The organism is Bradyrhizobium sp. LTSP849 (genome assembly GCF_000938255.1).
GTDB lineage: Bacteria > Pseudomonadota > Alphaproteobacteria > Rhizobiales > Xanthobacteraceae > Bradyrhizobium.
Window position 1 is genome coordinate 218,664 of sequence record NZ_JYMR01000023.1, and the last position, 24,055, is coordinate 242,718.

Sequence of the window (24,055 nt, forward strand, 5' to 3'; positions counted from 1 at the left end):
ATGATCTTGCGCGACGCGCGAGATCTCGCGCCTTCGGAACGGAGTAAGCGATGCGGACGAGTTTGCGACTGGGCCTCGTATTGATGGCAGCGATACTCGGTGGAAGCGATCTCGCCTCCGCGCAGACGGCGAAGATCAAGCTCGGTTACGCCAAATGCGCGCACTGCCTGCCGATGTCGCTGGTTCCGGGGCTGGCCAAGAATGTCGAGGTCGACGCGACCGGCTTCAACTCGGGCAATGACGTGCTCACTGCCCTGATATCGAAGAGCATCGACGTCGCGCAGGTCACTTACCTCCACTACATCACGGCGCTCGACAAAGGTTTTGACGTCGTCGCCGTGTCGGGCCAGATCAACGGCGGCTCGGAATGTCTGTCGTCCACGAAGCTGAACCTTCCGCCTGATGACTGGACGGCGTTCAAGGCGATCGTTGCCAAGGGGAAGAGCGACGGTCAGCCGCTGAAGGTCGCGGCGTCCCGGGGCAACGCGCAGGACATCCATATGCGCGGCGCGTTCCTTAAGCAGGGTGTCGATCCCAACAAGGACATCCAGTTCATCAACATTCCCAATCCATCCGACCATCTTGCGGCGTTGCAGCGCGGCGAGGTCGACATGATCTGCTCGGTCGAGCCGTTTGCCTCGCAGATCAGGCTCGCAGGCGCCGGCAAGCATTTTGTGCTGCCTTACGACCAAGCGGCAGGAAATCTGACCAACCTCATCGTCACCCGCTCGGACGTGATCGCAAGCCAGCGCGCCGGCGTTCAGGGCATCGTCACCGCGGTGGTCGAGCTCGACAACAAGCTGATCGCCGACAAGTCCCTGTGGATCGACGTCATCAACAAGCTCACCGGCCTCGACAAGACGGTCGCGACCGAGGCGCTGAAGAATGCCTCGCCGGATCCGGCGATCCATCGTTCGCAGACGCTCGCGATCGCCGCGATGATGCGCGACCTCAAATACATCTCGAAGGACGTCTCTGCGGAAGCGGAGAAGAACATGGACTATTCGTTCCTGGAGCAGGCCACGGGAAAAACCAAGAATGACCTCGGTTACTGACGCAGCTCCAGCCAAGCCGGCGTTTCGGCTGACCCGGCTGTTTCAGGGGCTCGAGCGCGTTGTCGTTCCCGCGCTGCTGATCGCGGGCTGGGAGGCTTTTGCCCGCAGCGGCGTCCTGCCGCCGGCCCTGTTGCCGGCGCCGAGCGCGGTGCTGCATGCCCTCGGCGACTGGGTGTTCGGCTTCGACGAGACCACGCAGACCTATTCCGGGCATTGGCTGCGCGATGCGCTCGCCAGCGCCTTGCGCGTGTTCGCTGGCTTTGCGCTGGCGAGCCTGCTTGGAATCCTCGCCGGCGTCGCCATTGGCTGGTCGCGCCTGTTCGAGAAGACGCTGGAGCCGACGCTCCAGATGCTGCGTCCGATCCCGCCGGTGTCCTGGATTCCGCTCGCCATCATCTGGTTCGGCATCGCCGACAAGCCGGCGATCTTCCTCGTTTTCCTCGGCGCCTTCTTTCCGGTGCTGATGAACGCCATTCACGGTGTGAAGACCGTGGACCATAATCTCGTGCGCGCCGGCGCCATGATGGGCGCGAGCCAGCGGCAGATGCTGACCGACATCGTGCTGCCGGCGTCGTTACCCTCGATCTTCGCAGGCCTGCGCATCGCGGTCGGATCGGCGTGGATGCTGACGGTCACGGCCGAGATGGTCGCGGTCAAGAGCGGGCTCGGCTACGTCTTGTGGGATTCCTATTACTTCCTGCGCTACGACATCGTGCTCGCAGCAATGATCTCCATCGGGTTGCTCGGTTATCTCTCCGACCTCGGCCTTAAAGTCATCATGGCGCACACGCTGCGCTGGCAGGCGACAACCACCGTGCAGGGCAGGGCGGGCTGATGGCGGCAATCGAGCTTCGCAACATCGTCAAGGTGTTTTCCGACAAGCGGCGCGGCCGCGACTTGCTGACGCTGGACAACATCAATCTCGACATCGAGGCGAATGATTTCGTCTGCCTGCTCGGCCCATCCGGCTGCGGCAAGTCGACCCTGCTCAACATCATCGCCGGCTTCGAGCAGGCGACCTCCGGGCGCACGCTGGTCGACGGCAAGCAGGTGGAGCGGCCGGGATCGGACCGCGGCGTGGTGTTCCAGCAGCCGACTCTGATGCCGTGGCTGACGGCGATCGACAACGTCGCCTTCCATCTCAAGCTCAAGGGCGTCGGCAAGGCCGAGCGGCACCATCGCGCCATGGAGTTCATCGATCTCGTGGGCTTGCGCGGCTTCGAGCATCATCACCCCTCCGAGCTGTCCGGTGGCATGAACCAGCGGGTGGGGATCGCCCGCGCGCTGCTGATGAACCCGAGCGTCATCCTGATGGACGAGCCGTTTGCGGCACTCGACGCCCAGACCAAGCTTGAAATGCAGGAGGAGCTGGTCGCGATCTGGCAGAAGCGCCGCTGCACCATCGTGTTCGTCACCCACAGCGTCGATGAGGCGCTGGTGCTCGGCAACAAGATCGTGGTGATGACGAAAAGACCGGGCCGGATTCGCGAGGCCGTCAATTTCGACATGCCGCGCCCGCGGGACATCACCAGCCCCGAATTCAATGATGCAAAGCGCCGTATTCTCACGCTCATTCGCGAGGAATCGACGCGCCTCGCGCAGGCGTCCTAGCCGTGGAAGGCGCAGCGGCACCGCGCACCTGTGATCTCCTGGTGAAGGGCGGACTTGTCGTCACCCTGGACGAAGCCGATCGCATCATTGCGCGCGGAGCCGTGGCCGTCGCAGACGGCCGCATCGTCGACGTCGGCGATGACGACGAGATCGCGACACGCTGGTCGCCGGCGCGCACCATCGATGCGCGCAACCGTCTGGTGATGCCGGGCCTGGTCAACGTTCACAATCATACGCCGCTGATGATCACCCGCGGGATGATCGAGGATCTCGGCTTTGCGCCGATGTTCACGGCTGGAATTCCGCAGGGACATCGGCTGACCGAGGGCGAGGCCGCCGCCTTGTCGCGGCTCGGCGTCTACGAAATGTTGCGCACGGGTTCGACGACGATTGTCGATTTTTACCGCTACCCGGAAGCGCTGGCCAAGGCTCATTCCGAACTTGGCTCGCGTGCGGTCATCGCCGGCCGGATCCATGATGCCGATCCGGAGGCGCTTACCCGCAAGCGCTACGAATATTCGGCCGCGATCGGTGCGGCGAGCATCGCCGAGAACGTCGCGCTGATCGAGCGCTGGCAAGGCCATGACAATGGCCGGATCAGGTGCGATTTTGCCCCGCATGCGCCGGATACCTGCTCGGACGATCTGCTGCGTGAGGTCGCCGGTCTCGTGCAACGATACGGCGGCAATGTTCACACCCATGTCTGTCAGAGCCCGATCGAGGTGGCCCAGACACAGGCCCGTAGCGGCCGGTCGCCGGTCGAGGTGCTCGAGGCTGCGGGTCTGCTCAACCAGAGCCTGATTGCGGCGCATTGCATCCACGTGACGGCCGGCGACGAGGCCGCTCTTGGGGCAGCGAAGGCGACCATGGCCTATACGCCGATCGGCAATGCCAAAACCGGCCGGATCGCACCGGCGGCGTCCATCGAGCGCCAAGGTGCCCGCATGGCGTTATGCACTGATACGTTTTCCGGTGACATGTTCGAGGCGATGCGTTGGGCTGTCGCAATGCAGCGGATACGTGGTGAGAAAGACGGACTGAACGCGCGCTCGGCGATTCGCTGGGCGACGCAGGGCGGAGCGGAAGCGCTTGGGCTGGGTGACCAGATTGGGTCGATCACCTGCGGAAAAAAAGCGGATCTGGTCTTGCTCGACCTGTCCGAACCGACGCTTGCCCCCATTATCGATGGATTTGGTGCCCTGGTGTGGTCGGGTAACGGCAACAATGTCCGGACTGTCATCGTCGATGGCCGTATCGTGATTGAGGAGGGACGCTTGCTGAACGCCGACGGTGCTGAACTGGTCCGTGAAGCGCAGAAGGTTGCAGAGGCGCTGTGGGCCAGACACAATGTCACTCCCGTCACGCAAGGCCATCGAAGCGCCGCTCAGGGATGACCGTGATGCGCAAACGTCTCGGCATGATCACGCCGTCCTCCAATTCGGTGCTCGAGCCCGTCACCAGCGCCATGCTGCATGGCGTGGCCGGCATCACCGCACATTTCTCGCGCTTCCGCGTCACCGAGATTGCGCTGGACGCCGCGGCGCTGAGCCAGTTCGACGCATCGGCAATGCTGCCGGCGGCGGATTTGCTGGCGGACGCCAAGGTCGACGCCATTGCCTGGAACGGCACTTCGGCCAGCTGGCTCGGCATCGGCCGCGACAGGAGCCTTGGTGCGGCCATCACGGAGCGCACCGGCGTACCCGCAACGACGTCCACGCTCGCCTGCATCGATGCCGCCCGCGCGCTCGGCGCCAAGCGCGTTGGTCTCGTTTCGCCCTATACGGACGATGTGCAGCGGCGGATCGGCGACGTCTGGGCCGAGGAGGGCATCGCCCCGCATGCCGAGCGCCACCTCGGCCTGCGCGATAATTTCTCCTTCGGCGAGGTTAAGCCAGCGACGATCGCCGACATGATCCGCGCGGTGGCGGCCGAAGGCGCCGACGCTGTCGTTATCCTCTGCACCAATCTCGATGGTGCGGCGCTCGCCGCCTCGCTCGAACGGGAATTGGATATCGCCGTGCTCGACTCGGTCGCGGTCACGCTGTGGCGAACCCTTGGTCTTGCCGGCGGCGACACCAGAGCCCTTGCGGAGTGGGGCCGGATCTTCCAGACATCAGCGGTCATCAAGTGACGGAGACATAAGTGACGCAGCTTGATCTCGCCATTCGCGGCGGCACCATCGTGACGGCCAGCGACGAGTTTCGTGCCGATATCGGCATTCGCGACGGCCGTATCGTCAGCATCGCCGATCACCTCGAGGGCGCGGCGCGCGAAATCGACGCGACGGGGCTGCTCGCGCTGCCGGGCGGCATCGACAGCCACGTCCACATCTCGCAAGCCTCCGGTCCCGACGTTGTGATGGCCGACGACTTTGCCTCGGCGACGCGCTCTGCTGCCGCCGGCGGCAACACCATGGTGCTGCCTTTTGCGCTTCAGGAGAAGGGCACGTCGCTGCGCGCTTGTGTCGAGAGCTACCGCAAGCTTGCGGAGGGCGAGTGCTACATCGATACGGCGTTCCATCTCATCATCTCTGACCCGACCGCCGTCGTGCTCGGGCAGGAGCTGCCGGCACTGGTCAAGGACGGCTACACCTCGTTCAAGGTGTTCATGACCTATGACGACCTCGTGCTCAGCGACAAGCAGCTGCTCGAAGTGTTCGAGGTCGCGCGCCGCGAAGAGGCGCTGGTGATGGTTCATTGCGAGGGCTACGACGCCATCCGCTTCCTCACGACTAAGCTCGAACGCGAAGGCCATATCGCGCCCTATTATCACGGCGTGTCGCGGCCCCAGGCCGTCGAGCGCGAGGCGACGCATCGCGCCATCAGCCATGCCGAAATCGTCGGCGTGCCCATCATGATCGTCCATGTCTCCGGGCGTGAGGCGATGGAGCAGGTGCGCTGGGCCCAGCAGCGCGGATTGCCGGTGCATGCGGAGACCTGTCCGCAATACATCACGCTGACGGCCGATGACATGAAGGGCCTGAACATGGACATCAGCGGCGCGAAATATGTCTGCTCGCCGCCGCCGCGCGATGCCGATAGCCAGCAGGCGATCTGGGAAGGCATCACCACCGGTGTGTTTCAGACCTTCTCGTCCGACCACTGCCCGTTCCGCTACGACGATCCCAAGGGCAAGCTGACGCCGAATTCCCGCACCTCGTTCCGCTGGGTGCCGAACGGAATTCCCGGGGTCGAGACGCGGCTGCCGATCCTGTTCTCGGAGGGCGTGTCGAAGGGACGGATCAGCTTGCAAAAATTCGTCGAGCTGACCGCGACCAATCATGCCCGCATCTACGGCCTCTATCCGCGCAAGGGCTCGATCGGCGTCGGCTTCGACGCCGATATCGTGCTGTGGGATTCGAAGTTGAAGAAGAAGATTCAGCAGGCCGATCTGCACCACGGTGCCGACTACACGCCCTGGGAAGGTTTTGACGTCACCGGCTGGCCCGTCACCACGGTCGCGCGGGGCCGGGTGGTGTACGAGCACGGCAAGATCGTCGGCGACAAGGGCGCCGGCGAGGTCCTGAGCCGCGGCAAGTCGAGCCTGGTGTGATGGGGATATGATGCATCCGTAGGGTGGGTTACGCGTCGCTAACCCACCCTACACACTGCCACTGCGGAACGACTCTAGAGCCTCGGCTCGCTAGTTCGTCGGCCCCTCGCCACGAATGGCAAAAGTCGTCGCCTTCAGCTTCGTCATGCCGAACTTGTCGAACAGTTTGTCGTAGGTGCCGTCGGCGCGCGCTGCCGTGAGCGCGTCGGCGAAGGCTTGCGCGAGCAGCTTGTCGCGGAAGGCGAAGGTGATATCGGTGCCGGCGATGTCGCGGACCCAGATCTTTGCGATGCCCTTCTGCTCGAGCGCGTTGGCGGTCTCGTTGATGTTGAGTGCCGCCTCGAGCTGGCCGGCGCGGAGCGCTGCCGAGGTCGCGGTGACGGTGGTGAAGGTGCGCAGCTCGATCGGCTTGAGACCCTTGGCAACCATCTCGGTGTTGAACTCGCGCGCCTTGCGCTCGGTGTAGGTCGCCGATTCGACGCCGACCACGCGGCCAGCGAGATCCTCGAACTTCTCGAGCTTCAGGCTGGAGGCGGGATCGGTGTAGATGCTGATTGCCTGCTGCGCGTAAGGCACGAGGTAGAGCATTTTCGAGCGCTCCTCGGTCCAGAACAGCCCGGTGTTGATGGCGTCGAAGCGGCCGGAGCGGAGCGCCGGGATCATCGGCGGGAAGTCCATGCGCAAGAAGACCGCCTCGACGCAGATGCGCTTGGCAATCTCCCGGGCGAGCTCGACATTGAGGCCCTGCAACTCGCCCTTGTCGTCGACGAATTGCTGCGGCGGCAGCGTCGGGTTGATCGACATCTGCCATTTCGGTGCCTCGATCAGGCTCGACGCCGGCACCTTCGGTGTGCAGGTCTGGGCACCGGCCGCCTGGGACAAGCCGATCAGCAGAGTGAGGGCAGAGAAGGTCTGGAGAAATCGCATCAAAATACTCCTGTCAAATCGTGGGTGGCAGTTGAGCCGTCTCCGGTCCGACGTCTTCTTGGTTGTTATTTCGTGGCCGACACGCCGCGATCGGCCTGCCGGGTCAGGATCAGCGAGGTGTGGCGGGCCGCGGTCACCACCTCGTCGCGCTGGTTGAGGAGGTCGAGCGTCTCGATGACGATGCCGCGTTCGGGATTCCTGCTCGGCCGCTTCTCGACAAAGCAGAAGCGCACGCGCAAGCGGTCGCCGGCGACGATGGGTCCCTTGAACCGCACCTCGTCCCAGCCGAGTGAGGCGACCGAGGTCTCCTCATACAGCTTCAGCTCCGACTTCAGCCCTTCCATCAGTGACAGGCCGAACAGGCCGTGGCCGATCACCGCGGGGAAGCCACGCGAGCGCGCATAGTCTGAATCGATATGAAGCGGGTGGTGATCGCGCGTGACGTCGGCGAAAGCTGCGATGTCGGCCTCCGTCACAATGTGTGCGGCGGTCTCGAACTCCGCGCCGAGCGCGATGTCCTCATAACGGAGATTGATCGATGCAGCGGCGTCCATACGTGTTCCTCAGGCAACCTTGCGCGGCCGGGCCGGCATCGCCATGAAACTCTGCGCGATCCCCATCGGCCCGGAGCGGAAGATGCGCGGGTCCATATCCCTGAGTTGCGGGCTGATGCGCGGCCGGAAACCCATATGCGCGAGGATGTCCTCCTCCAGGCGAACGCCCGGCGCGATCTCGGTCAGCGTCACGCTGCTGTTCTCCAGCTCGAACACGGCGCGCTCGGTGACGTAGCTCACATGCTGGCCGCGTTGTGCGGCAAGCAACGCGCTAAAACTGATCTGGCCGACCTGGGCGACGAATTTTCGGAAGGCGCCATCGCGCCGGATTGCGAGACGGCCGTTCTCGACTCCGATGTCGAATTTGCCGCCGGTCATGGTGCCGCTGAAGATCAGCCGCCGCGCGTTCTGCGTGATGTCGATGAAGCCGCCGGAGCCGTCGCGGCGGTCGCCGAAGCGGGTGACGTTGACGTTGCCGGCCTCGTCCACTTCCGCGAAGGAGAGGAACGCACAGGACAGCCCGCCGCCGTCGTAGAAGTCGAACTGGTAGGCCTGGTCGAGAATGACGCGCGGATTGATGGCGGTGCCGAATTCGCGCGCATGGCCGGGCACGCCGCCGACCACGCCGGATTCAACTGTCAAGGTGATCAGGTCGGAGATGCCTTCCTCAGCCGCGACATTAGGGATCATTGCGGAGATGCCGACGCCGAGATTGACGACGTCGCGCGGGCGCAGCTCGAAGGCGGCGCGGCGCGCGATCACCCGCCGCTCGGTGAGCGGATCCGGCGCGATCATCGCCACGGGCACGCGCGTCTCGCCGCAGCGCGCCGGATCATAGACGGTCCCGTAGGTCTGCATCTGGTCGGGTTCGAGCACGACGTGATCGATCAGGAAGCCGGGGATCTTGACCATCTGCGGATGGACCGAGCCGCGCTTCACGATGCGCTTGACCTGGCAGATCACGATGCCGCCTGCATTGTGCACGGCCTGCGCGATCGAGAGATCCTCGCGCGTCGTGCCCTCGTGCTCCATGCTGATATAGCCGTCTTCGTCCGCCGATGTGCCGCGGATGATGGCGACATCAGGCGGGGTGGGCACGCGGTAGAGCAGCCACGACTGGCCGTGCAGCTCGAGCAGGTCGACCAGCGGCGCCGTGGTGCGCGCGTTCATGCGGCCACCGTCCTGGCGCGGGTCCATGTAGGTGTTGAGGCCGACATGGGTGAGGACGCCCGGATGTTTCGCCGCCATGGCGCGGCAGAGCTGGCTCATCACGCCTTGCGGAAAATTATAGGCGTCGATCAACTCGTCACGGACGAGGCGCATGAACGGCACCTGGAGGCCGAAATTGCCGCCGATCACGCGCGCGATCAGGCCTTCATGGGCGAGGTGACACAGGCCCTTCTCGGTCACGGCGCCGACGCCGGTGATGTTGATCAGCGTCAGCCCGTGCGGGCCCTGGCCGCCGAGGAAGCGCTGCTCCAGCGCGTCGAGGATGGCTTCGGCTGCGCCCGTGCCGCCATTGCCGCCGACGATCAGCGTGTCGGCATCGCGGATGAGACCAGCGGCCTGTGCCGCGGTGATGATGCTCAGCATGAGTGCACGCGTCCCATCATGCGGCCTCCTTCTCGACCTGGCGGGCGATGATCAGCCGCTGGATCTGGTTGGTGCCCTCGTAGATCTGGGCGAGCCGCACGTCGCGGAACAGCCGCTCGATGCGGTACTCGCGCGAGTAGCCGTTGCCGCCGTGGATCTGGAGCGCATTGGAGACGTGCTTCATTGCCATGTCGGTCGTGAACAGTTTTGCCTGCGCCGCCTCCTTGGCGATCGGCTCGCCGGCGTCATGCAGCCGTGCGGCGTGATGGATGAGAAGGCGCGCGGCGGCGATGTCGGTCGACATGTCCGCCAGCATGAACTGCACCGCCTGGAAGCCAATGATGGCCTGGCCGAACTGCTTGCGGTCCTTTGCATAGGCGGTGGCATCCTCGAATGCCGCCTGCGCCATGCCGAGCGCCATCGAGGCCATCATCAGCCGGCTGAAGTTGAAATTGCTCATGGCCATCTTGAAGGCCTGGTTCTCTGGCCCCATCAGGCTGTCGGCCGGCAGCTGCACGTCGGAGAAGGTGATCTGGCAGTCTTCGAGGCCGTGCATGCCGAGAAGCTCTTCGGTCTTGCCGCGGGCGATGCCGGGCAGGGCGCCGTCGACGAGGAGACAGGAGATCGCGCGGTGGCCCGCATCCGCGCCGGTGCGCGCGAACACCATGATGCGGTCGGCGACGCCGCCGAGCGTCACCCAGGCCTTGGTGCCGTTGAGCCGCCAGCCAGTGCCTTCGCGCACCGCATGGGTGCGGATGCCCGCAACATCGGAGCCGTGGTCTGGCTCGGAGACCGCGGTGGCGGGAACGATGTCGCCACTGAGAATCTTGGGGATCAGCGCCTTGTGCGCGTCGGTGCCGTGATGGTCGAAGAACAGCACCGCCTCGACCGGAATCGCAAAAGCATTGGCGACGGCGCCGGAGCAGCGCGCCAATTCCTCCATCGCGATGCAGGCCGCGACCGCATCGAGGCCGGCGCCGCCCGCGCCTTCGCGCAGGCAAATGCCGAACAGGCCGAGATCGGCCATGCCCTTGTAAAGCGCGCGATCAAAACGGTCCTCGCGATCAATGGTGGCTGCGCGCGGCAGAATTTCAGTCTGCGCGAAGCGACGGGCGGTCTCGCGCAGGGCCTTCTGGTCTTGGCTGTAAAAGCGGTCCATGGCTCGTGTCTTCCGTCAGTCGCTGGCAAGCTTGGAATCGTGGGCAACTTCGCTCATGTCGCGATCGAGGAAATAGACGGCGACATCGTCGCCCGGCACTCCGTAGGCGCTGCATACGCCGCGCGTTAGCGCGATGGCCGCAGCGCGGCGCTCGGCCTCGCTGCGTCGGAATGCGTGGACCTTGAGCAGGATGCGCATGCGGGCGTCCTGAGGGCCAAATTCGCCGGCATGGGCGTAGTCGTCGGGCGAGATCGGGAGGAAATAGAGCGTGACCGTATCCGCAGTGACGCCGAACGCCGACATCAGGCCGTCGGTCACAGACCTCGCCAGCGCGGCCTTGCGCTGCGGCGGAACTTGCGGGGCGAGCACTTCGACATAGGGCATCGATCAGACCTTCGCGGACTTCGTAGACAATTTGGACGGGGTCGATTTGGGCTTGCCGGATCTGGCCGAGATCGCGGCGTCGATCCGGCGACAGGAATCGCGCTGCACGAGGCGCGCGCCGACGCGATATTCGCGAACGCCGTCATTGCCATTGCCCTTGCCATTCCCCTTGGCGTCCATGCGTTGAAGCAGCCGGTCGACGGCGAGATTGGCAAGATCGCGGGCACCGTTGTCGACGATGCTGATGGCGGGGCGGTGCCATTCGAACCACGGCATGTCCTCGTAGCACAGCAGCGAGAGATTGTCGGGGATCACGATGTTCCGCTCGGCGGTGACGCGCAGCACGCCGAGCGTTGCCTCATGATTGGCGACGAAGATGGCGCTGGGCGGGCGAGGGAGGTCGAGCAGCTTGCGGCAGCCGGTCGCACCGGTCTCGGGGACGAAATGACCGGCATGAATCAATGTGTCATCGAGGGCGATGCCGGCTTCGCGCAGGGCGCGGACATAGCCGGACAGCCGCTCGCGACCGGATGTGGTGTCCTGGCGACCGACGATCAATCCGATGCGCTTGTGGCCGAGCTCGATGAGGTGACGCGTGCCGAGATAGGCGCCTTGCGGATCGTCGGCGAGCACGGTCTCGAGGTCGGTTGCGTCATCGCGACGCACCAGGCAGACGATCGGGACGTCCTTCGCCAATGCCTTGAGCTGCGCACCGTTCTTGCCGGTGGGCACCAAGATCAGCCCGTCGATGCGGTGATCGACCAGAGTGGTGAGGGTGTCGCTCTCCTGCTGCTGATCGTCGCCGCCAATGCACAGCAGCATCTGATAGCCCAGCGCCTTCAGGCGGGCCTGCACCTCTTCGGCCATCACCTGGAACGAGGCGTTGGTGAGATTGTGCACCAGCAGCGCCACGAGCCGCGACTGCCCGGTCTTCAATCCGCGCGCGATCGGGTTCGGTCGATAACCGAGCTCGCGCGCGATGCGCGTCAGGCGCTGTTGCGTGCGCTCGCTGGTCAGGCCCGTCCCCGTCAGCGCGCGGGAAGCGGTGCTGACCGAAACGCGGGCCGCGTGTGCCACATCTTTGAGCGTGACGCTCATCAAACCTGCCGATAGACTGCAAACGATTGCAGAGACGTTATGGGCCAATTCTACATGGATCAAGCCCAAAAAATGGATGATGGTGCTCAATGCAGAGCCAGTTACGCAATCGATTGCAGGAATATTGCGGATATTCCGCAGAGCATCGCCATTCCCTGAATTCAACCGATCACCCAGCAGCTCCCTGATGAAGATGTTTCGCGGCACCTACACCGTCATGATCACCCCGTTCACGCCGTCTGGCGACGTCGATGTTGCTGCGCTGCGTGCGTTCGTCGACTGGCAGATCGCGGAAGGAATTCACGGACTGATCCCGCTCGGCTCGACCGGCGAATTCCTGTCGCTCGATGACGACGAGAAGGCGCTCGTTGCCGAAGTCGTCATCACGCAAGCCGCCGGGCGCGTGCCCGTGCTGATTGGCACCGGCGCGGAAGATACGCGCGAGGTGGTGCGTCTCAGCCGCCGTGCCGAAAAACTGGGCGCTGACGGCGTGATGATCATTCCACCGTTCTATTCGACCCCGACCGACGACGAGCTCGTCCATCATTACAAGACGGTGGCGGACGCGATCTCGCTGCCGATCATGGTCTACAACAATCCGGCAACTGCCAATGTCGATCTCAAGCCGCCACTCGTGGCACGGCTCGCCGAGATCGACAACTGCCTCTATATCAAGGAGTCGACGCTGGAGGTGACGCGCGTGCGCGACATCATCCGTCTCTGCGGCGACCGGATGACGGTGTTCGGTGGCATTCTGGGCTTCGAGTCCTTCGTCGAAGGCGCGCAGGGTTGGGTGGCCGTGGCCTCCAACGTGGTTCCGTCCGAGATGGCGCGCATCTTCAGCCTCGTCGCCGACGAGGGCGCAATCAAGCAGGCGCGCGAGCTCTATCTCAAATATCTGCCGGTGATCGAGTTCGTCGGCGGTCAGGCCTATGTCGCCGGCAGCAAGGCGCTGCTCGGTCATATGGGCCTTGCCGTCGGCAATCCGCGCCCGCCGCGGTTGCCGCTGCCGGCTGCACAGGATGCTGCTGCGCTCGCGCTGGTCAGGCGCTTCGGCCTGGCTTGGCCGGCTGCGGCGGCCTCATCCAGGGCGACCGCATGAACGGATCACTGCCGCGCCGCCGCAATCCGCGCCGCGATCTCTTCGCGCGCGTGTCTGATCAGGGATTGCGTCAGCCGCTGCTGCATGCGGCCGGCCGGCACGATGGCCGATACCGTGACCTCGGTCTTCGGCTTGAACGGCACACTTCTGAGGCGGTTGTAGCGCTTCGAGGACGCCGTCAGCTCGTCCATGATGGTAACGCCGAGTCCTTCCTCGACGAAGTGCCCGGCAACGTTCATGAAACGCACGTCGATGGCGGGCACGAAGTTGACGGCGCTGCGGCGAAAGGCCTCCTGGATCAGGCTGCTGATCCGGCTCGAGGTGCGGGCGTTGATCAGCGGCGTGTCGCGCAGATCGGTGGGGCTGACGAAGCTCAATTGCGCCAGCGGACTGTCGACAGGGCAGGCGCAGACCATGTCGAGCTGCGCCAGCGGCAGATAGTCCAGCGTCGGGCGCGGGTGCGGCTCCATGGCGAAGCCGACGTCGACGATCCCCGTCTCGACATATTCCAGGAGGTCGTCGAGCCGCTGCGTCTCCAGCGAAATCTCGACGCCGCCATGATCGCGGCTGAACCGCGCCACCACTTGCGGCAGCAGCGACTCCGACAATTCGGAGGTCGCAACGATCCGCATGCGTCCCTTGCGGCCCGCCCGCAGATGTGCGGCCGTCTGGCTGATCAGATCCTGCATCAGGAACAACGGCTCGGCTTCCGCGAGCAGGATCTGCGCCTCCTGCGTCGGGATCATGCGCTTGTTGATGCGGTCGAACAGCAGGAAGCCGAGCCCGGTTTCCGCGTGCTTGATGGCGTTGCTGACCGCCGGCTGCGACATGCCGAGATCCTTCGCCGCCGCGACCGTGGATCGCGTGCGCATCACGGCGCGCAGGATTTCAAGCTGTCGAAGAGTCATGAGGATGGTCCGGTCATGGGTGGGCGATCACAGTGTGCATCATAGATTTTGGTTATCAACCTCGCTCGGAAAATAATTGATGGCGATGTTGTCGATGATCGAAGCGTCAGCTTACGCTTCGCGCGAAGACATTGCGTTGCGACCGAAGCGTTATCGAACGCACAAGTCGCACGCCAGGCATGGTGTGTGAACGGATGAACCTGCTCGACGGCGTCAAAATCCTCAGCTTCAATCACTATCTCGCGGGTCCGCTTGCGGCGCAGACGCTCGCCGATCTAGGCGCCGACGTCATCGCGGTCGAGCCGATCGAAGGTGCGTTTCAGCGCAACTGGGCGGTCGCCAATCATTTCGTCGCCGGCGACAGCGTCAATCATCTGGCGACCGGGCGCAACAAGCGCAGCCTCGCCGTCGACCTCAAGCATCCCGACGGTATCGCTGCCGTAAAGAAGCTGGTGGCGACCTCCGATGTCGTGATGGAGAATTTCCGGCCGGGCACCATGGCTAAGCTCGGCCTCGGCTACGAGACGCTTAGGGCGATCAACCCTGGTTTGATCTATGCGGTGGCGACCGGATTCGGATCGGACGGGCCCTACAAGGATCGTCCGGGCCAGGATCTCCTGCTCCAGGCGATGTCCGGTCTTGCGATGCGGACGGGCCGGGCCGACGGCGAGCCGACGGCGGTCGGCGCGGTCATCGTCGACCAGCACGCGGCCTCGCTCTACGCCATGAGCATTCTTGCAGCGCTGTTCGCCAGGACGAGGACCGGCAAAGGGCAGCTCGTCGAGGTCAACCTCTATCAGGCCGCGCTCGATCTTCAGGTCGAACCGCTCACCGCCTGGCTGAATGGTGCGCCATCGCCGACGTCACGCGGTCCGGCCGGCATTGCGGCGTGGTTCAGCCCCGGGCCCTACGGCATTCACGCGACCGCTGACGGCCATCTCGCGATCTCCATGGCATCGCCGGTGGCGTTGGCCGCAGCGCTCGGCAGCGACGAACTGAAGCAGTTCGGCGAGGCCGACAGTTTTTCGAAGCGCGAGGAGATCACAGGCATCGTTGTCGCGCGCCTGAAACAGAAATCGACGGCGGAATGGCTGCCCGCACTCGAAGCCGCGAAGATCTGGCACGCGCCGGTGCAGGACTATCGAGACCTGGAGACCGATCCCCAGCTTAGGCATCTCGGCGTGTTCAAGACCGCCGAGAGCGCAGGGGGGGTGCCAATCCGCATGGTCGCGCATCCCGCGCGCTATGACGGCCAGACGCCGGAGGTGAGGCTGGTGCCGCAGCGGCTCGGAGCGCAGACCCGCGAGGTGCTCGGTGAAATCGGTTACGGCGCTGCCGACATTGAGGCCATGGTCTTGGCCAAGGCTGTGGGAGTGGTGCGATGATCGATTTTTCGCTGCCTGAGGAGACGCGCCTCCTGGTCGATACCGTCCGCCGCTTCGTCGAGACGGAAGTGCAGCCGCTCGAGGACGAGGTGGAGCGGACGGCCACCGTGCCCGCGGACGCGCTTGCCGTCACCAAGGGCAAGGCGAAGGAGCTCGGCCTCTACGCGATGAACATGCCGGCCGACATTGGCGGTGGCGGGCTGTCCTGCGTCGAGCATTGTCTCGTCGAAGAAGAATTCGGCAAGACCTCCGATGCTCTGATCCGCCGCGTGTTCGGCCAGGTCTATCCGATGCTGATGGCCTGCAAGGGCGATCAGGTCGAAAATTATCTGCTGCCGACGGTGAAGGGCGACAAGATCTGCGCGATGGCGATCACCGAGCCGGGCGCCGGGTCCGACGCCGCATCGATCAGCACGACGGCTCATCTCGATGGCAACGAATGGGTCCTCAACGGAACCAAGCATTTCATCAGCGATGGCGACATCGCCGACTACGTGATCCTGATGGCATTGACCGACAAGGACAAGCGTGCGCGCGGCGGCATCACGTTGTTCCTGGTCGACCGCGGCACGCCGGGCTTCAAGGTCGCGCGCACCCAGCCGATGATGGGTCATCGCGGCTACGGCCATGCCGAACTGACTTTCGAGGACTGCCGCATCCCGAAAGCGGCCGTGCTCGGCGAGGTCGGCGGCGGCTTCAAGCTGATCATGCAGAGCGTGCTCCAGATCCGCCTTGCCCATATCGGCGCGCGTGCCGTCGGCATGGCGCAGCGCGCGCTCGAGATGATGCGCAAGCATGCCGGCGAGCGGCGCCAGTTTGGCCAGGCGATCGGTGACTTTCAGATGGTGCAGAAGCTGATCGCCGATTCAGCCACCGAAATCTTTGGCGTCAAGATGATGGTGATGAACGCCGCCTGGGACATCGATCAGGGGCGGGACGCGCGTGACAAGGTCTCGATGATCAAGGTCGCGGCCTCCGAGATGCAGGGCCGCGTGGTCGACCGCGCCATCCAGGTGTTCGGCGGCATGGGTTTCAGCAAGGACCTGCCGCTGGAACGCATGTATCGCGATGCCCGCGTCACCCGCATCTATGACGGCACCTCCGAAATCCACCGCATGCTGGTCGCGCGCAGCACCATCAAGAACGGCTTGCAGCTCTAGGGAACGATCGATGTCTCACGCACCTCTCAAGCCCGGCGCTGCCTTCGCGTTCCGCAAGACCATGACGGTTGCCGAGCAGGCGATGTTCACCGGCATCAGTGGCAATCTCGGCGGTCTCTACGTCGATGCCGTCCGCGCCAAAAAGGCGGGAGCGTCCAACATGGTCGCCTTCGAGCTCGCCGTCGGCGGTCTCGCCACAACCTGTCTCAGCCAGCTCGGCGGACCGACGCGGCGGATCGGCAGCATCGCGTTGAACTTCGCCGCGCCGGTGATCGTCGGCGACTCCGTGGAGGCCAGGGCCGAGATCGTCTCTGTTGCTGGCGACGAAGCGGTCTGCCGCATCGCCTGCACGCTGTCGCCGTCCGGTACAACCGTGGTGGATGGCACCGCCACGCTCGTTCCCTTTGCGCTGGGCTGAGCCATGTACGAGCCAAAGTCCTTCGACGAGCTGAAGGTGAACGACAGGGTCAGCCTCAGCAAGACCATCACCGAAGCGGATGGTGCACTCTACATCGCCGCCACCGGTGATTTCGGCCCCGTCCATGTCGACGAGGTCTATGCGGGCGCGACGCGTTTTGGCCGAAGGCTGGCGCCGGGGATCATGGTCGCGGGCCTCTGCACCAGCGTTCTCACCAGCGAGCTGGTTGGCACGATCGGCGTGTCGGTGGAGGATCGCTTCTGGTTCACCGGTCCCGTGTTCTATGGCGACACGCTCACCTTCGAGGTCTGGATAGCGGAGCAGCACGACGAGACCCGCACGATCATCTGGGAGGCGAGCGCCCGCAACGAGAACGGTCTCGAAGTGCTGAAGGCGCGCGCCAGCCTGAAATTTCCGCGACGCAAACCGTCATGAGCAAATTGATGAAGAAACCGGATCTACGCGGCGTCACGGTCGCAACTGTGCTGCCCTTCAAGGACGACAGTTCGATCGACTGGGATGGCTATGCCCGCGTGCTCGACTATTGCGCCTGTCCGGACGGGATCGCAGCCGTATTCGTCAACGGACATGCCGGCGAGGGCGGGTCGCTCTCGGATGACGAGCGCCAGGCGGTGATCGAGCGGACACGCAGGCACATCGGCGGCAAGCCGCTGTTGGCCGGCATCATCGCGCATTCCACGGCGGAAGTGATCCACCAGGCGCAGCTCGCCGAAGCCGCGGGCGCAGACTGTGCGGTGTTGTTCCCGCCGGCGCCGCTCGGTGGCGGTGTATCGGCGACGTCGCGCGCGCCGGTCGCCTTCGTGCAGGCCGTCAGTTCTGCCATCGGGATTCCGGTGTCGATCTTCCAGTATCCGCTGACGTCCGGATTTGGCTACACACCGGAGACGCTGGCGAAGATCGCAGGCCTCGACGGCGTCATCGCCATCAAGGAAGGCAGCGACACCATCTTCGCCTATGACGAGAACCGTCGGGCGGTGAAGCAGGCCGATCCGTCCGTCGCGATCCTGCCGTCGAATTTCAACTGGTTCCTGCCGCAACTAGCCGTCGGCGGCGACGGCATTCTGTCCGGTCTGGTCAGCCTCGCGCCGGATCTGTTCATCGCGCTCTGGCAGGCTGCGCTCGCCGACGATCTCAAGGCGATGCGCGTCGTCAACGAACGGCTTTATCCGATCGTCCGGGCTATCTATGGCCCCGTGCCGATCATGGACATGCACACGCGCATGAAGGTCGGGCTGAAGGCGCTCGGCCTGATCGGCAATGCCGATCCACGACCGCCGCTGCTGCCGGTCCTGCCTGCGCTGTGCGACGCGATTGCGACGACCGTCGGTGCGGCGCGCGCGGCCGGCGACATTCGCCTGAGGTGAGGAGCGAGCTCATGTCGGACGAAGCCTTTATTCACATCGTGCGGGTCGATATCGATCCCGAGCACGAGGCCGCGTTCAACGCCTGGTACGAGCACAGGCATTTTCCCGATCTGCTCGCCTGTCCCGGCTGGCTGTCGGCAAAACGCTTCGTCTCCGTCGGCGACGGCCCGAAATATGCGGCCATGTACGAGGTCGCGGGACGGTGGGCGTTCGAGACGCCGGAGTTCCTGAAGGTGAAGGGCTTTGGTCCATTCGAAGCGCTCGTGAAGAACTTCATGCGGATCCAGCTCAAGCCGTTGTCGGGCACGGCTTGAGGGAATTGACGACGATGCTGCTTGCCGGGTCGCGAGATCTGGCCGGCCGCATCCAAGAACATAGGGGGGAAGCCGGGCGAGGAACTGCATCGGTCATTGGCGTCTTACTGGAGGTATCACATGCTCTCGACACTGCTTCGCTTGAGTGCCGCTGCCGCACTCGTTCTCGCATCCACTGCGGCGCATGCCGCATGCACGCCGGCGATCACGGACGGCAATCTGATTGCGCCCGGAAAATTGCAGCTCTCCATCAATCCTACCAATCCGCCGCAGCAATTCGTCGACAAGGACGGTCAGTTGCAGGGCCTCAACGTGGAGCTCGCCACCGAGCTCGGCAAGCGGCTGTGTCTCCCGGTCGAGCTCATCCGGATGGATTTTCCGGCGATGATCCCGGCCATGAATGCGGGCCGCATCGATGGCATCGATACCGGCATGTTCTGGACCGAGGAACGTTCGAAGCTGATGTACATGGTGCCTTATGCCATTCAGGCCATTTCGGTCGTGGTTGCGCCCGACAGCGGCACAAAAATTGCTACCGAATCTGACCTGATCGGAAAAACATCCGCGGTCGAGGTCAGCACCTACCAGATGAATTGGCTCAAGAAGCTCAGCGACGCGAACGTGGCGAAGGGCGGTCCCGCAATCGAGATGCGGACGTTCCCGACGGCGACCAACGTCGTGAGCGCGCTGCTCGCGGGACAAGTGGACAACGCGCTGCTCGTCGACAGCGTGGCGCGTGATCTCGTCGGCCGCGGCCGCGTCAAGGAAGTGCTGAGCGGTCTCGGCACGGCGCGTACCACGCTCGGTTTTCGCAACAAGACGGTCGCTGATGCTGTCGTCAAGGCACTGAACGCCATGCGTGCCGACGGCAGCTATCAGGCGCTGTTCGACAAGTTCGGCCTGACCAGCATGCCGGCCGATCAGCCGCTTGCGATCGCCGGCCCAGGTCCGGCCTGATACCTACGGAGACGAGCCGATGAGCCATTTCAGTCCGACGGCCGCCGTCAACTACTTCTTCAACTATTTCCTGATGAAGGGTGTGCTCGTCACCATCGGCTTGACGGTGGCGGCCGTGATCGGTGGATTGATCCTCGGCATGGGCATCGCGTTGATGCGCATGTCGTCCAATCCGGTGTTGTCAGGCGCGTCGCGGTTCTATGTCTGGTTCTTCCGCGGCACGCCGCTGTTGATCCAGCTGGTCGTGATCTACAGCGGCTTGCCGCAGCTGGGGATCAAGTTCAGCGTGATCACCTGTGCGCTGGTCGGCCTGATCCTGAACGAGGCGGCCTATCTCGCCGAGATCGTACGCAGCGGTTTCATGGCCGTCTCGGCTGGGCAGCGCGAGGCTGCCTGGGCGCTGAGCCTGTCGCCCTGGGTGACGTTCCGCCGCGTGACCCTGCCGCAGGCGTTCCGGCTGATGATCCCGCCGCTGGGCAACTCCATCAATTCGTTGTTGAAGGCAACTTCGCTCGCCTCCGTCATCTCGGTCGAGGAGCTCATGCGTCGCAGCGATATGCTGATGCAGGAGCACTTCCAGATCCTCGAAGTCTATGCGGCCGCAACCGCCTATTACCTGATCCTCACCTCGGTCTGGGATGCGGTTCAGCGTCGGCTCGAGAAGCATTTCGGTCGATCGAATGCGCCTAAGACCAGGCGCGCTGTGACGACGCCGTCGGTTGCCCAGGCGAGCGTGGAGGCCCGCGCATGAGCGAGATGTCGATGAAGACGGCCATGGATAGCGGTGTCGAAGGTGCGATGGCACAGCCGCAGCTGGGCGATGTGCCGGCGGTTCGCATGGAGGCCGTCTACAAGCATTACGGCGACTTCACTGCGCTCAACGAGATCGATCTCAAGGTCGCCAAGGGCGAGAAGATCGTGGTCTGCGGTCCCTCCGGCTCCGGCAAGTCGACGCTTATCCGCTGCATCAACCACATCGAGAAGCACGACGAGGGCCTGATCTATGTCAACGGCGTCGAGCTCGATCGCCAGCGCAAGAACATCGATGCGATCAGGCGCGACACCGGCATGGTGTTCCAGAGTTTTAACCTGTTTCCGCACATGACGGTGCTGGAGAACTGCATCCTGGCGCCGATGACCGTGAGCGGCATGACGCAGGCGGAGGCCAAGGATCTCGCCATGCATTTCCTGACCAAGGTCCGGATTCCGGAGCAGGCTGACAAATATCCCGGGCAGTTGTCGGGCGGCCAGCAGCAGCGCGTTGCGATTGCTCGCGCGCTGTGCATGCGGCCGAAGATCATGCTGTTCGACGAGCCGACCTCGGCGCTCGACCCCGAGATGGTCAAGGAAGTTCTGGAGACCATGAAGAAGCTCGCGGAAGAGGGCATGACCATGCTGTGCGTGACCCACGAGATGGGGTTTGCCCGCGAGGTCGCCGACCGGATCGTGTTCATGAACGAGGGCAAGGTCGTCGAGCAGGCCGCGCCGGAAGAGTTCTTCAAGCATCCGAAGTCCGAGCGGGCGAGGACGTTCCTCGACCAGATCATTCACTAGTCGGCATGTCGGCCGTGTCGCAAACATTCAGAGATCGCCTGCGCGGCATTCACGCCGCCACGATCGTGCCGATGACTGCTGATTTCGAGATCGATGAGCCAAGGCTGGCCGCGCATCTCACGTCGGTCACGTCCGTTACGGGCATCAACGGACTATTGGTCAACGGCCACGCCGGCGAAAACTTCGTGCTGTCGCTGGCCGAGAAGCAGCGCGTGGTGGAGCTTGCACGCGGGCATGTCCCGAAGAGCTGTTTGATCGTCTCCGGCGTCAACCATGAATCGAGCCTGGAGGCCGCGCGCGAGGCGGCCGCGCTGGAGCAGGCGGGTGCGGACGGGCTGCTGGTGTTTCCTCCCAACAGCTGGGCGCTCGCTCACGCCGATGAGTGTGTCATCGAACACCATCGTCATATCCGCGATGCGACGACCGCGCCCTTGATGCTCTACGCCGCACCAGTTGGCGCGGGCGCCATGGCCTACGCGCCGCCGTTGCTGGAGCGGCTCGTCGCCGACCCTCGCTTCGTCGCGATCAAGGAGGGTAGCTGGGAGGTCGCAGCCTATGAACAGAATCTGAGGCTGATCCGCAAGCTGCGGCCTGAGTTCATCGTGCTCGGCTCCGGCGACGAACATCTCATGACGAGCTATCTCGTCGGCTCAGCCGGCAGCCAGGTCAGCCTTGCCTGCGTCGTGCCGGAACTCGTGGTCGACCTATGGGCTGCGGCGGAAGCCGGCGATTGGGAGCGGGCGCGCGTCATGCACGACAAGCTCTATCCGTTGGCAGCCGCGATCTACCGCGATGCGCCCGGAGGACGGGCAACTGTGCGGCTCAAGGCTTGCCTGAAACTGCTCGGACGGCTCTCATGCGACGCGGTGCGGCCGCCGCAGCCGCCGGTGATGCCGGACGAGCTCCGTGCGCTCGAACTGGCCTTGCAGCTGGCTGGGCAAGGATAGTCTGCGGAGGCTGGACCCGAATCCGCTCTTGGCCCATCCTGCGCAGATCCCGGCGGCCATTGCCGCTCGTTCCAACATTCATGTCTGCGCGATGGACAAGAAGCGCCAACCGAACAAACGCGTCTCCCTTGCCGGGATGCATATCGACCGGACGTCGGCCGTACCGTTGCACTTGCAGATTGCCGCCCACATCAGGAGCTCGATTCTGCACGGCACCTTTCCGGCCGGGACGCAATTTTTGGGATCGCGCGAGGTCGCACGGGAGTTGGGCTGTTCGCGCACGGTGGTGCTCACTGCGTGGGACCTGCTCTACGCCGAGGGTTATCTTGAATCGACGCCGCGTGGCAGCGTTATGGTGGCGTCCGTTGCGACGCCGCATGCGCAGCCTCCGTCCGCCACGTCGCCCGTGGCCAAGCCCGCCCAGATGTCGGAACGCTGGCGCTCGCTGCTCGCGTTCGACTACGAGACCAACTGGCCGTCGGAGTTCAGCCCGGGCGCGCCGGACATCTCGACGTTCCCATTCAAGGACTGGTCGCGCCTGCTGCGGCAGAGCTGGCAAAATCCAAGAGAGCAGGAGTGCCTCGATCTTCCGCCCGAAGGCCATCCGCGGCTGCGCAGCGAGATCGCCAATTTCCTCGGCTCGGTGCGCGGGCTCGTCTGCTCGCCGGAGGAGGTTGTCGTCACCTCAGGTACCTCCGGTGCGCTGGATTTCTGTAGCCGGATGATCCTCGATCCCGGAGATGAGGTCTGGGTCGAGGAGCCCGGCTTCGTCGAGGCTCGCTGGGCACTCACGGCGGCGGGCGCAAAACTCGTTCCGATTCCTGTCGACGACAAGGGCCTCGTCGTCTCCGAAGGAATTCGGCGTGCGCCTGGCGCGCGGCTGATCGTCATCACGCCGTCGCACCAATATCCGCTCGGCATCAGCATGGGGCTGGAGCGGCGCCTCGAGCTTCTGGACTGGGCCAACAGGAACGACGTCTGGGTGATCGAGGACGACTACAATTCGGAGTTCAGACATCAGGACAGCATGATCGCCTCGCTACGCTCGCTCGATCGCGAGGGGCGGGTGATCTACTTCGGCACCTTCTCGAAGATCATGATGCCGAACCTGCGGCTCGGCTACCTCGTCGCCAACAAGCATTTCATCGACGGATTTTCGAAAGGCCGCGCGCGCATCGACGTCCACACCTCAGGCATCGGACAACTCGCTCTGGCTGAGTTCATGCGGGAGGGGCACCTGTTGCGGCATCTGCGCGGGATGCGACGGGTCTATGCTATCAGGCGAAAGGCGCTGATCTCTGCGATTGCAGCGTTGATGCCGGACGATCTGACCGTGTCCTCCGCCGTCACTGGGCTTCACCTGGTGGCGCTGTTCACCGACGCAATGCAGGCGCGGATGAGCGATCGCGAGGCGGCCGTGGTCCTGAAGCAGGCCGGCATCCATGTGCAGCCGCTGTCACAAAACTTTCTGGAGTATCCGACGCGACAGGGCCTGGTGTTCGGCTACGGGCGGCTGCGCGTCGAGGATGCCTCTCCGCTGCTCGCGAGAATCGCGGCTTGTATCGGTAGCGGCTCCCGCCATGCACCATCCGACACGGCAATACCGTCTCTTACTGTTCGTACAATAAAGAGTGGCTGAGCCTACCGTCGTGCATAGCTCGTAGGCACCTGGATATCCCGCAGTGCCGGTCGATCGCCTGCAAATTAGACAGACGATTTCAGATGCTCGGATTGCAGTGCAGCGGGCGTCGCGATTTGCGCCGAGAATCCGTGGTGCGCCGCACTTTTCTCGCGTGGGTCAGCTCGCCCTCGCGTGCTCTCTGCGCGGGCACGGCTGCACCAAAACGTGCAGTCGATGCCGCGCGGCGCGGCGTCGGCCGCGCGCTGGTCTAGAGGTTTGCGACAACTCTGGCTCTATCCGGCTGCCTCCGCTCTGTCGCACGCTCTCGGACGGTGGCATGACAAGGGATGCAAGATGAGCGGTCTCAGTTT

The 24,055-nt window shown here is 64.1% G+C and carries 26 protein-coding genes; 18 read left to right on the forward strand and 8 right to left on the reverse strand.

What is annotated here, in order from left to right; translation table 11 throughout:
• Positions 1 to 50 precede the first annotated feature (50 nt).
• From UB31_RS16860 to UB31_RS16870, 3 genes are read left to right on the forward strand one after another with little or no spacing between them, the layout of a single operon-like run.
• Positions 51 to 1,055, forward strand: a complete 1,005-nt coding sequence (locus UB31_RS16860; protein WP_045011646.1) for an ABC transporter substrate-binding protein — start codon at positions 51 to 53, stop codon at positions 1,053 to 1,055.
• On the forward strand, positions 1,039 to 1,890 hold the full coding sequence (locus UB31_RS16865; protein ID WP_045011647.1) for an ABC transporter permease: 852 nt from the start codon (positions 1,039 to 1,041) through the stop codon (positions 1,888 to 1,890). The genes UB31_RS16860 and UB31_RS16865 overlap by 17 nt, the downstream gene beginning before the upstream one ends.
• Entirely contained in the window at positions 1,890 to 2,666 is a 777-nt protein-coding gene (locus tag UB31_RS16870; RefSeq protein ID WP_045011648.1) for an ABC transporter ATP-binding protein, read from the forward strand. Before UB31_RS16865 ends, UB31_RS16870 begins: the two co-directional genes overlap by 1 nt.
• On the opposite strand, the gene UB31_RS41485 is transcribed toward UB31_RS16870, so the two are convergent.
• Positions 2,663 to 2,899, reverse strand: coding sequence for a hypothetical protein (locus tag UB31_RS41485; protein ID WP_197090830.1), 237 nt, complete (start codon positions 2,897 to 2,899; stop codon positions 2,663 to 2,665). The genes UB31_RS16870 and UB31_RS41485 overlap by 4 nt on opposite strands.
• Before the next feature lie 24 nt (positions 2,900 to 2,923).
• On the opposite strand from UB31_RS41485, the gene UB31_RS16875 reads away from it, so the two are divergent.
• From UB31_RS16875 to hydA, 3 genes are read left to right on the forward strand one after another with little or no spacing between them, the layout of a single operon-like run.
• A complete protein-coding gene (locus tag UB31_RS16875; protein WP_245305998.1) occupies positions 2,924 to 4,060 on the forward strand; it encodes an amidohydrolase family protein in 1,137 nt (378 codons plus the stop codon).
• Positions 4,057 to 4,797: a maleate cis-trans isomerase family protein gene (locus UB31_RS16880; protein WP_045011649.1), complete on the forward strand. Its 741-nt coding sequence runs from the start codon at positions 4,057 to 4,059 to the stop codon at positions 4,795 to 4,797. Before UB31_RS16875 ends, UB31_RS16880 begins: the two co-directional genes overlap by 4 nt.
• Before the next feature lie 11 nt (positions 4,798 to 4,808).
• Positions 4,809 to 6,218: a dihydropyrimidinase gene (hydA, locus tag UB31_RS16885; protein WP_045011650.1), complete on the forward strand. Its 1,410-nt coding sequence runs from the start codon at positions 4,809 to 4,811 to the stop codon at positions 6,216 to 6,218.
• A gap of 90 nt (positions 6,219 to 6,308) precedes the next feature.
• Here hydA and UB31_RS16890 read toward each other — a convergent pair whose 3' ends face one another.
• From UB31_RS16890 to UB31_RS16915, 6 genes are all read right to left on the reverse strand, one after another.
• Complete coding sequence (locus tag UB31_RS16890; RefSeq protein WP_045011651.1) at positions 6,309 to 7,145, reverse strand: ABC transporter substrate-binding protein; 837 nt, start codon at positions 7,143 to 7,145, stop codon at positions 6,309 to 6,311.
• Between the two features lie 65 nt (positions 7,146 to 7,210).
• Complete coding sequence (locus UB31_RS16895) at positions 7,211 to 7,699, reverse strand: MaoC family dehydratase (RefSeq protein WP_045011652.1); 489 nt, start codon at positions 7,697 to 7,699, stop codon at positions 7,211 to 7,213.
• 9 nt (positions 7,700 to 7,708) lie between these two features.
• Complete coding sequence (locus UB31_RS16900; protein ID WP_045011653.1) at positions 7,709 to 9,292, reverse strand: acyl CoA:acetate/3-ketoacid CoA transferase; 1,584 nt, start codon at positions 9,290 to 9,292, stop codon at positions 7,709 to 7,711.
• Positions 9,293 to 9,308: 16 nt separating this feature from the next.
• Positions 9,309 to 10,451, reverse strand: coding sequence for an acyl-CoA dehydrogenase family protein (locus UB31_RS16905; RefSeq protein WP_045011654.1), 1,143 nt, complete (start codon positions 10,449 to 10,451; stop codon positions 9,309 to 9,311).
• Between the two features lie 15 nt (positions 10,452 to 10,466).
• Positions 10,467 to 10,835 carry a tautomerase family protein gene (locus UB31_RS16910; protein WP_045011655.1) on the reverse strand — a complete coding sequence of 123 codons (369 nt, stop codon included), beginning with the start codon at positions 10,833 to 10,835 and terminating at the stop codon, positions 10,467 to 10,469.
• Between the two features lie 3 nt (positions 10,836 to 10,838).
• Positions 10,839 to 11,933 carry a LacI family DNA-binding transcriptional regulator gene (locus UB31_RS16915; protein ID WP_045011656.1) on the reverse strand — a complete coding sequence of 365 codons (1,095 nt, stop codon included), beginning with the start codon at positions 11,931 to 11,933 and terminating at the stop codon, positions 10,839 to 10,841.
• A 184-nt stretch (positions 11,934 to 12,117) separates the two neighbouring features.
• Between UB31_RS16915 and dapA the strand changes: the two genes are divergently transcribed.
• Positions 12,118 to 13,035: a 4-hydroxy-tetrahydrodipicolinate synthase gene (gene dapA / locus UB31_RS16920; RefSeq protein ID WP_045011848.1), complete on the forward strand. Its 918-nt coding sequence runs from the start codon at positions 12,118 to 12,120 to the stop codon at positions 13,033 to 13,035.
• A 5-nt stretch (positions 13,036 to 13,040) separates the two neighbouring features.
• Here dapA and UB31_RS16925 read toward each other — a convergent pair whose 3' ends face one another.
• Positions 13,041 to 13,943: a LysR family transcriptional regulator gene (locus tag UB31_RS16925; RefSeq protein ID WP_045011657.1), complete on the reverse strand. Its 903-nt coding sequence runs from the start codon at positions 13,941 to 13,943 to the stop codon at positions 13,041 to 13,043.
• Between the two features lie 194 nt (positions 13,944 to 14,137).
• Between UB31_RS16925 and UB31_RS16930 the strand changes: the two genes are divergently transcribed.
• The 11 genes from UB31_RS16930 (at position 14,138) to pdxR (ending at position 23,702) form a co-directional block, all read left to right on the forward strand.
• Positions 14,138 to 15,328 (forward strand): CaiB/BaiF CoA transferase family protein, encoded by a 1,191-nt coding sequence (locus tag UB31_RS16930; protein ID WP_045011658.1) that lies wholly within the window; start codon positions 14,138 to 14,140, stop codon positions 15,326 to 15,328.
• A complete protein-coding gene (locus UB31_RS16935; RefSeq protein ID WP_045011659.1) occupies positions 15,325 to 16,488 on the forward strand; it encodes an acyl-CoA dehydrogenase family protein in 1,164 nt (387 codons plus the stop codon). The genes UB31_RS16930 and UB31_RS16935 overlap by 4 nt, the downstream gene beginning before the upstream one ends.
• 10 nt (positions 16,489 to 16,498) lie before the next feature.
• Positions 16,499 to 16,906 (forward strand): MaoC/PaaZ C-terminal domain-containing protein, encoded by a 408-nt coding sequence (locus UB31_RS16940; RefSeq protein WP_045011660.1) that lies wholly within the window; start codon positions 16,499 to 16,501, stop codon positions 16,904 to 16,906.
• A 3-nt stretch (positions 16,907 to 16,909) separates the two neighbouring features.
• Positions 16,910 to 17,341, forward strand: coding sequence for a MaoC/PaaZ C-terminal domain-containing protein (locus UB31_RS16945; RefSeq protein ID WP_045007134.1), 432 nt, complete (start codon positions 16,910 to 16,912; stop codon positions 17,339 to 17,341).
• Positions 17,342 to 17,349: 8 nt separating this feature from the next.
• Positions 17,350 to 18,291: a dihydrodipicolinate synthase family protein gene (locus UB31_RS16950; protein WP_245305999.1), complete on the forward strand. Its 942-nt coding sequence runs from the start codon at positions 17,350 to 17,352 to the stop codon at positions 18,289 to 18,291.
• Positions 18,292 to 18,302: 11 nt separating this feature from the next.
• Positions 18,303 to 18,605: a DUF4286 family protein gene (locus UB31_RS16955; RefSeq protein ID WP_045011662.1), complete on the forward strand. Its 303-nt coding sequence runs from the start codon at positions 18,303 to 18,305 to the stop codon at positions 18,603 to 18,605.
• Between the two features lie 120 nt (positions 18,606 to 18,725).
• Positions 18,726 to 19,562, forward strand: a complete 837-nt coding sequence (locus UB31_RS16960; protein WP_045011663.1) for an ABC transporter substrate-binding protein — start codon at positions 18,726 to 18,728, stop codon at positions 19,560 to 19,562.
• Positions 19,563 to 19,581: 19 nt separating this feature from the next.
• Complete coding sequence (locus UB31_RS16965) at positions 19,582 to 20,313, forward strand: amino acid ABC transporter permease (protein WP_045011849.1); 732 nt, start codon at positions 19,582 to 19,584, stop codon at positions 20,311 to 20,313.
• The gene (locus UB31_RS16970) at positions 20,310 to 21,116 is read left to right on the forward strand and encodes an amino acid ABC transporter ATP-binding protein (RefSeq protein WP_082078535.1); all 807 of its coding nucleotides are present in this window, start codon (positions 20,310 to 20,312) and stop codon (positions 21,114 to 21,116) included. Before UB31_RS16965 ends, UB31_RS16970 begins: the two co-directional genes overlap by 4 nt.
• Positions 21,117 to 21,121: 5 nt before the next feature.
• Positions 21,122 to 22,063, forward strand: a complete 942-nt coding sequence (locus tag UB31_RS16975; protein ID WP_045011664.1) for a dihydrodipicolinate synthase family protein — start codon at positions 21,122 to 21,124, stop codon at positions 22,061 to 22,063.
• Positions 22,064 to 22,091: 28 nt separating this feature from the next.
• Positions 22,092 to 23,702: a MocR-like pyridoxine biosynthesis transcription factor PdxR gene (gene pdxR / locus UB31_RS16980; RefSeq protein ID WP_245306000.1), complete on the forward strand. Its 1,611-nt coding sequence runs from the start codon at positions 22,092 to 22,094 to the stop codon at positions 23,700 to 23,702.
• Positions 23,703 to 24,055 lie beyond the last annotated feature (353 nt).

What these genes read in the sequence shown, in the direction of transcription:
- UB31_RS16860 (WP_045011646.1), top strand. Translation starts at nt 51, where the DNA reads ATGCGGACGAGTTTGCGACTGGGCCTCGTATTGATGGCAGCGATACTC.
- UB31_RS16865 (WP_045011647.1), top strand. Translation starts at nt 1,039, where the DNA reads ATGACCTCGGTTACTGACGCAGCTCCAGCCAAGCCGGCGTTTCGGCTG.
- UB31_RS16870 (WP_045011648.1), top strand. Translation starts at nt 1,890, where the DNA reads ATGGCGGCAATCGAGCTTCGCAACATCGTCAAGGTGTTTTCCGACAAG.
- UB31_RS41485 (WP_197090830.1), bottom strand. Translation starts at nt 2,899, where the DNA reads ATGATTGTGAACGTTGACCAGGCCCGGCATCACCAGACGGTTGCGCGC.
- UB31_RS16875 (WP_245305998.1), top strand. Translation starts at nt 2,924, where the DNA reads ATGATCGAGGATCTCGGCTTTGCGCCGATGTTCACGGCTGGAATTCCG.
- UB31_RS16880 (WP_045011649.1), top strand. Translation starts at nt 4,057, where the DNA reads ATGACCGTGATGCGCAAACGTCTCGGCATGATCACGCCGTCCTCCAAT.
- UB31_RS16890 (WP_045011651.1), bottom strand. Translation starts at nt 7,145, where the DNA reads ATGCGATTTCTCCAGACCTTCTCTGCCCTCACTCTGCTGATCGGCTTG.
- UB31_RS16895 (WP_045011652.1), bottom strand. Translation starts at nt 7,699, where the DNA reads ATGGACGCCGCTGCATCGATCAATCTCCGTTATGAGGACATCGCGCTC.
- UB31_RS16900 (WP_045011653.1), bottom strand. Translation starts at nt 9,292, where the DNA reads ATGCTGAGCATCATCACCGCGGCACAGGCCGCTGGTCTCATCCGCGAT.
- UB31_RS16905 (WP_045011654.1), bottom strand. Translation starts at nt 10,451, where the DNA reads ATGGACCGCTTTTACAGCCAAGACCAGAAGGCCCTGCGCGAGACCGCC.
- UB31_RS16910 (WP_045011655.1), bottom strand. Translation starts at nt 10,835, where the DNA reads ATGCCCTATGTCGAAGTGCTCGCCCCGCAAGTTCCGCCGCAGCGCAAG.
- UB31_RS16915 (WP_045011656.1), bottom strand. Translation starts at nt 11,933, where the DNA reads ATGAGCGTCACGCTCAAAGATGTGGCACACGCGGCCCGCGTTTCGGTC.
- UB31_RS16925 (WP_045011657.1), bottom strand. Translation starts at nt 13,943, where the DNA reads ATGACTCTTCGACAGCTTGAAATCCTGCGCGCCGTGATGCGCACGCGA.
- UB31_RS16930 (WP_045011658.1), top strand. Translation starts at nt 14,138, where the DNA reads ATGAACCTGCTCGACGGCGTCAAAATCCTCAGCTTCAATCACTATCTC.
- UB31_RS16935 (WP_045011659.1), top strand. Translation starts at nt 15,325, where the DNA reads ATGATCGATTTTTCGCTGCCTGAGGAGACGCGCCTCCTGGTCGATACC.
- UB31_RS16940 (WP_045011660.1), top strand. Translation starts at nt 16,499, where the DNA reads ATGTCTCACGCACCTCTCAAGCCCGGCGCTGCCTTCGCGTTCCGCAAG.
- UB31_RS16945 (WP_045007134.1), top strand. Translation starts at nt 16,910, where the DNA reads ATGTACGAGCCAAAGTCCTTCGACGAGCTGAAGGTGAACGACAGGGTC.
- UB31_RS16950 (WP_245305999.1), top strand. Translation starts at nt 17,350, where the DNA reads ATGAAGAAACCGGATCTACGCGGCGTCACGGTCGCAACTGTGCTGCCC.
- UB31_RS16955 (WP_045011662.1), top strand. Translation starts at nt 18,303, where the DNA reads ATGTCGGACGAAGCCTTTATTCACATCGTGCGGGTCGATATCGATCCC.
- UB31_RS16960 (WP_045011663.1), top strand. Translation starts at nt 18,726, where the DNA reads ATGCTCTCGACACTGCTTCGCTTGAGTGCCGCTGCCGCACTCGTTCTC.
- UB31_RS16965 (WP_045011849.1), top strand. Translation starts at nt 19,582, where the DNA reads ATGAGCCATTTCAGTCCGACGGCCGCCGTCAACTACTTCTTCAACTAT.
- UB31_RS16970 (WP_082078535.1), top strand. Translation starts at nt 20,310, where the DNA reads ATGAGCGAGATGTCGATGAAGACGGCCATGGATAGCGGTGTCGAAGGT.
- UB31_RS16975 (WP_045011664.1), top strand. Translation starts at nt 21,122, where the DNA reads ATGTCGGCCGTGTCGCAAACATTCAGAGATCGCCTGCGCGGCATTCAC.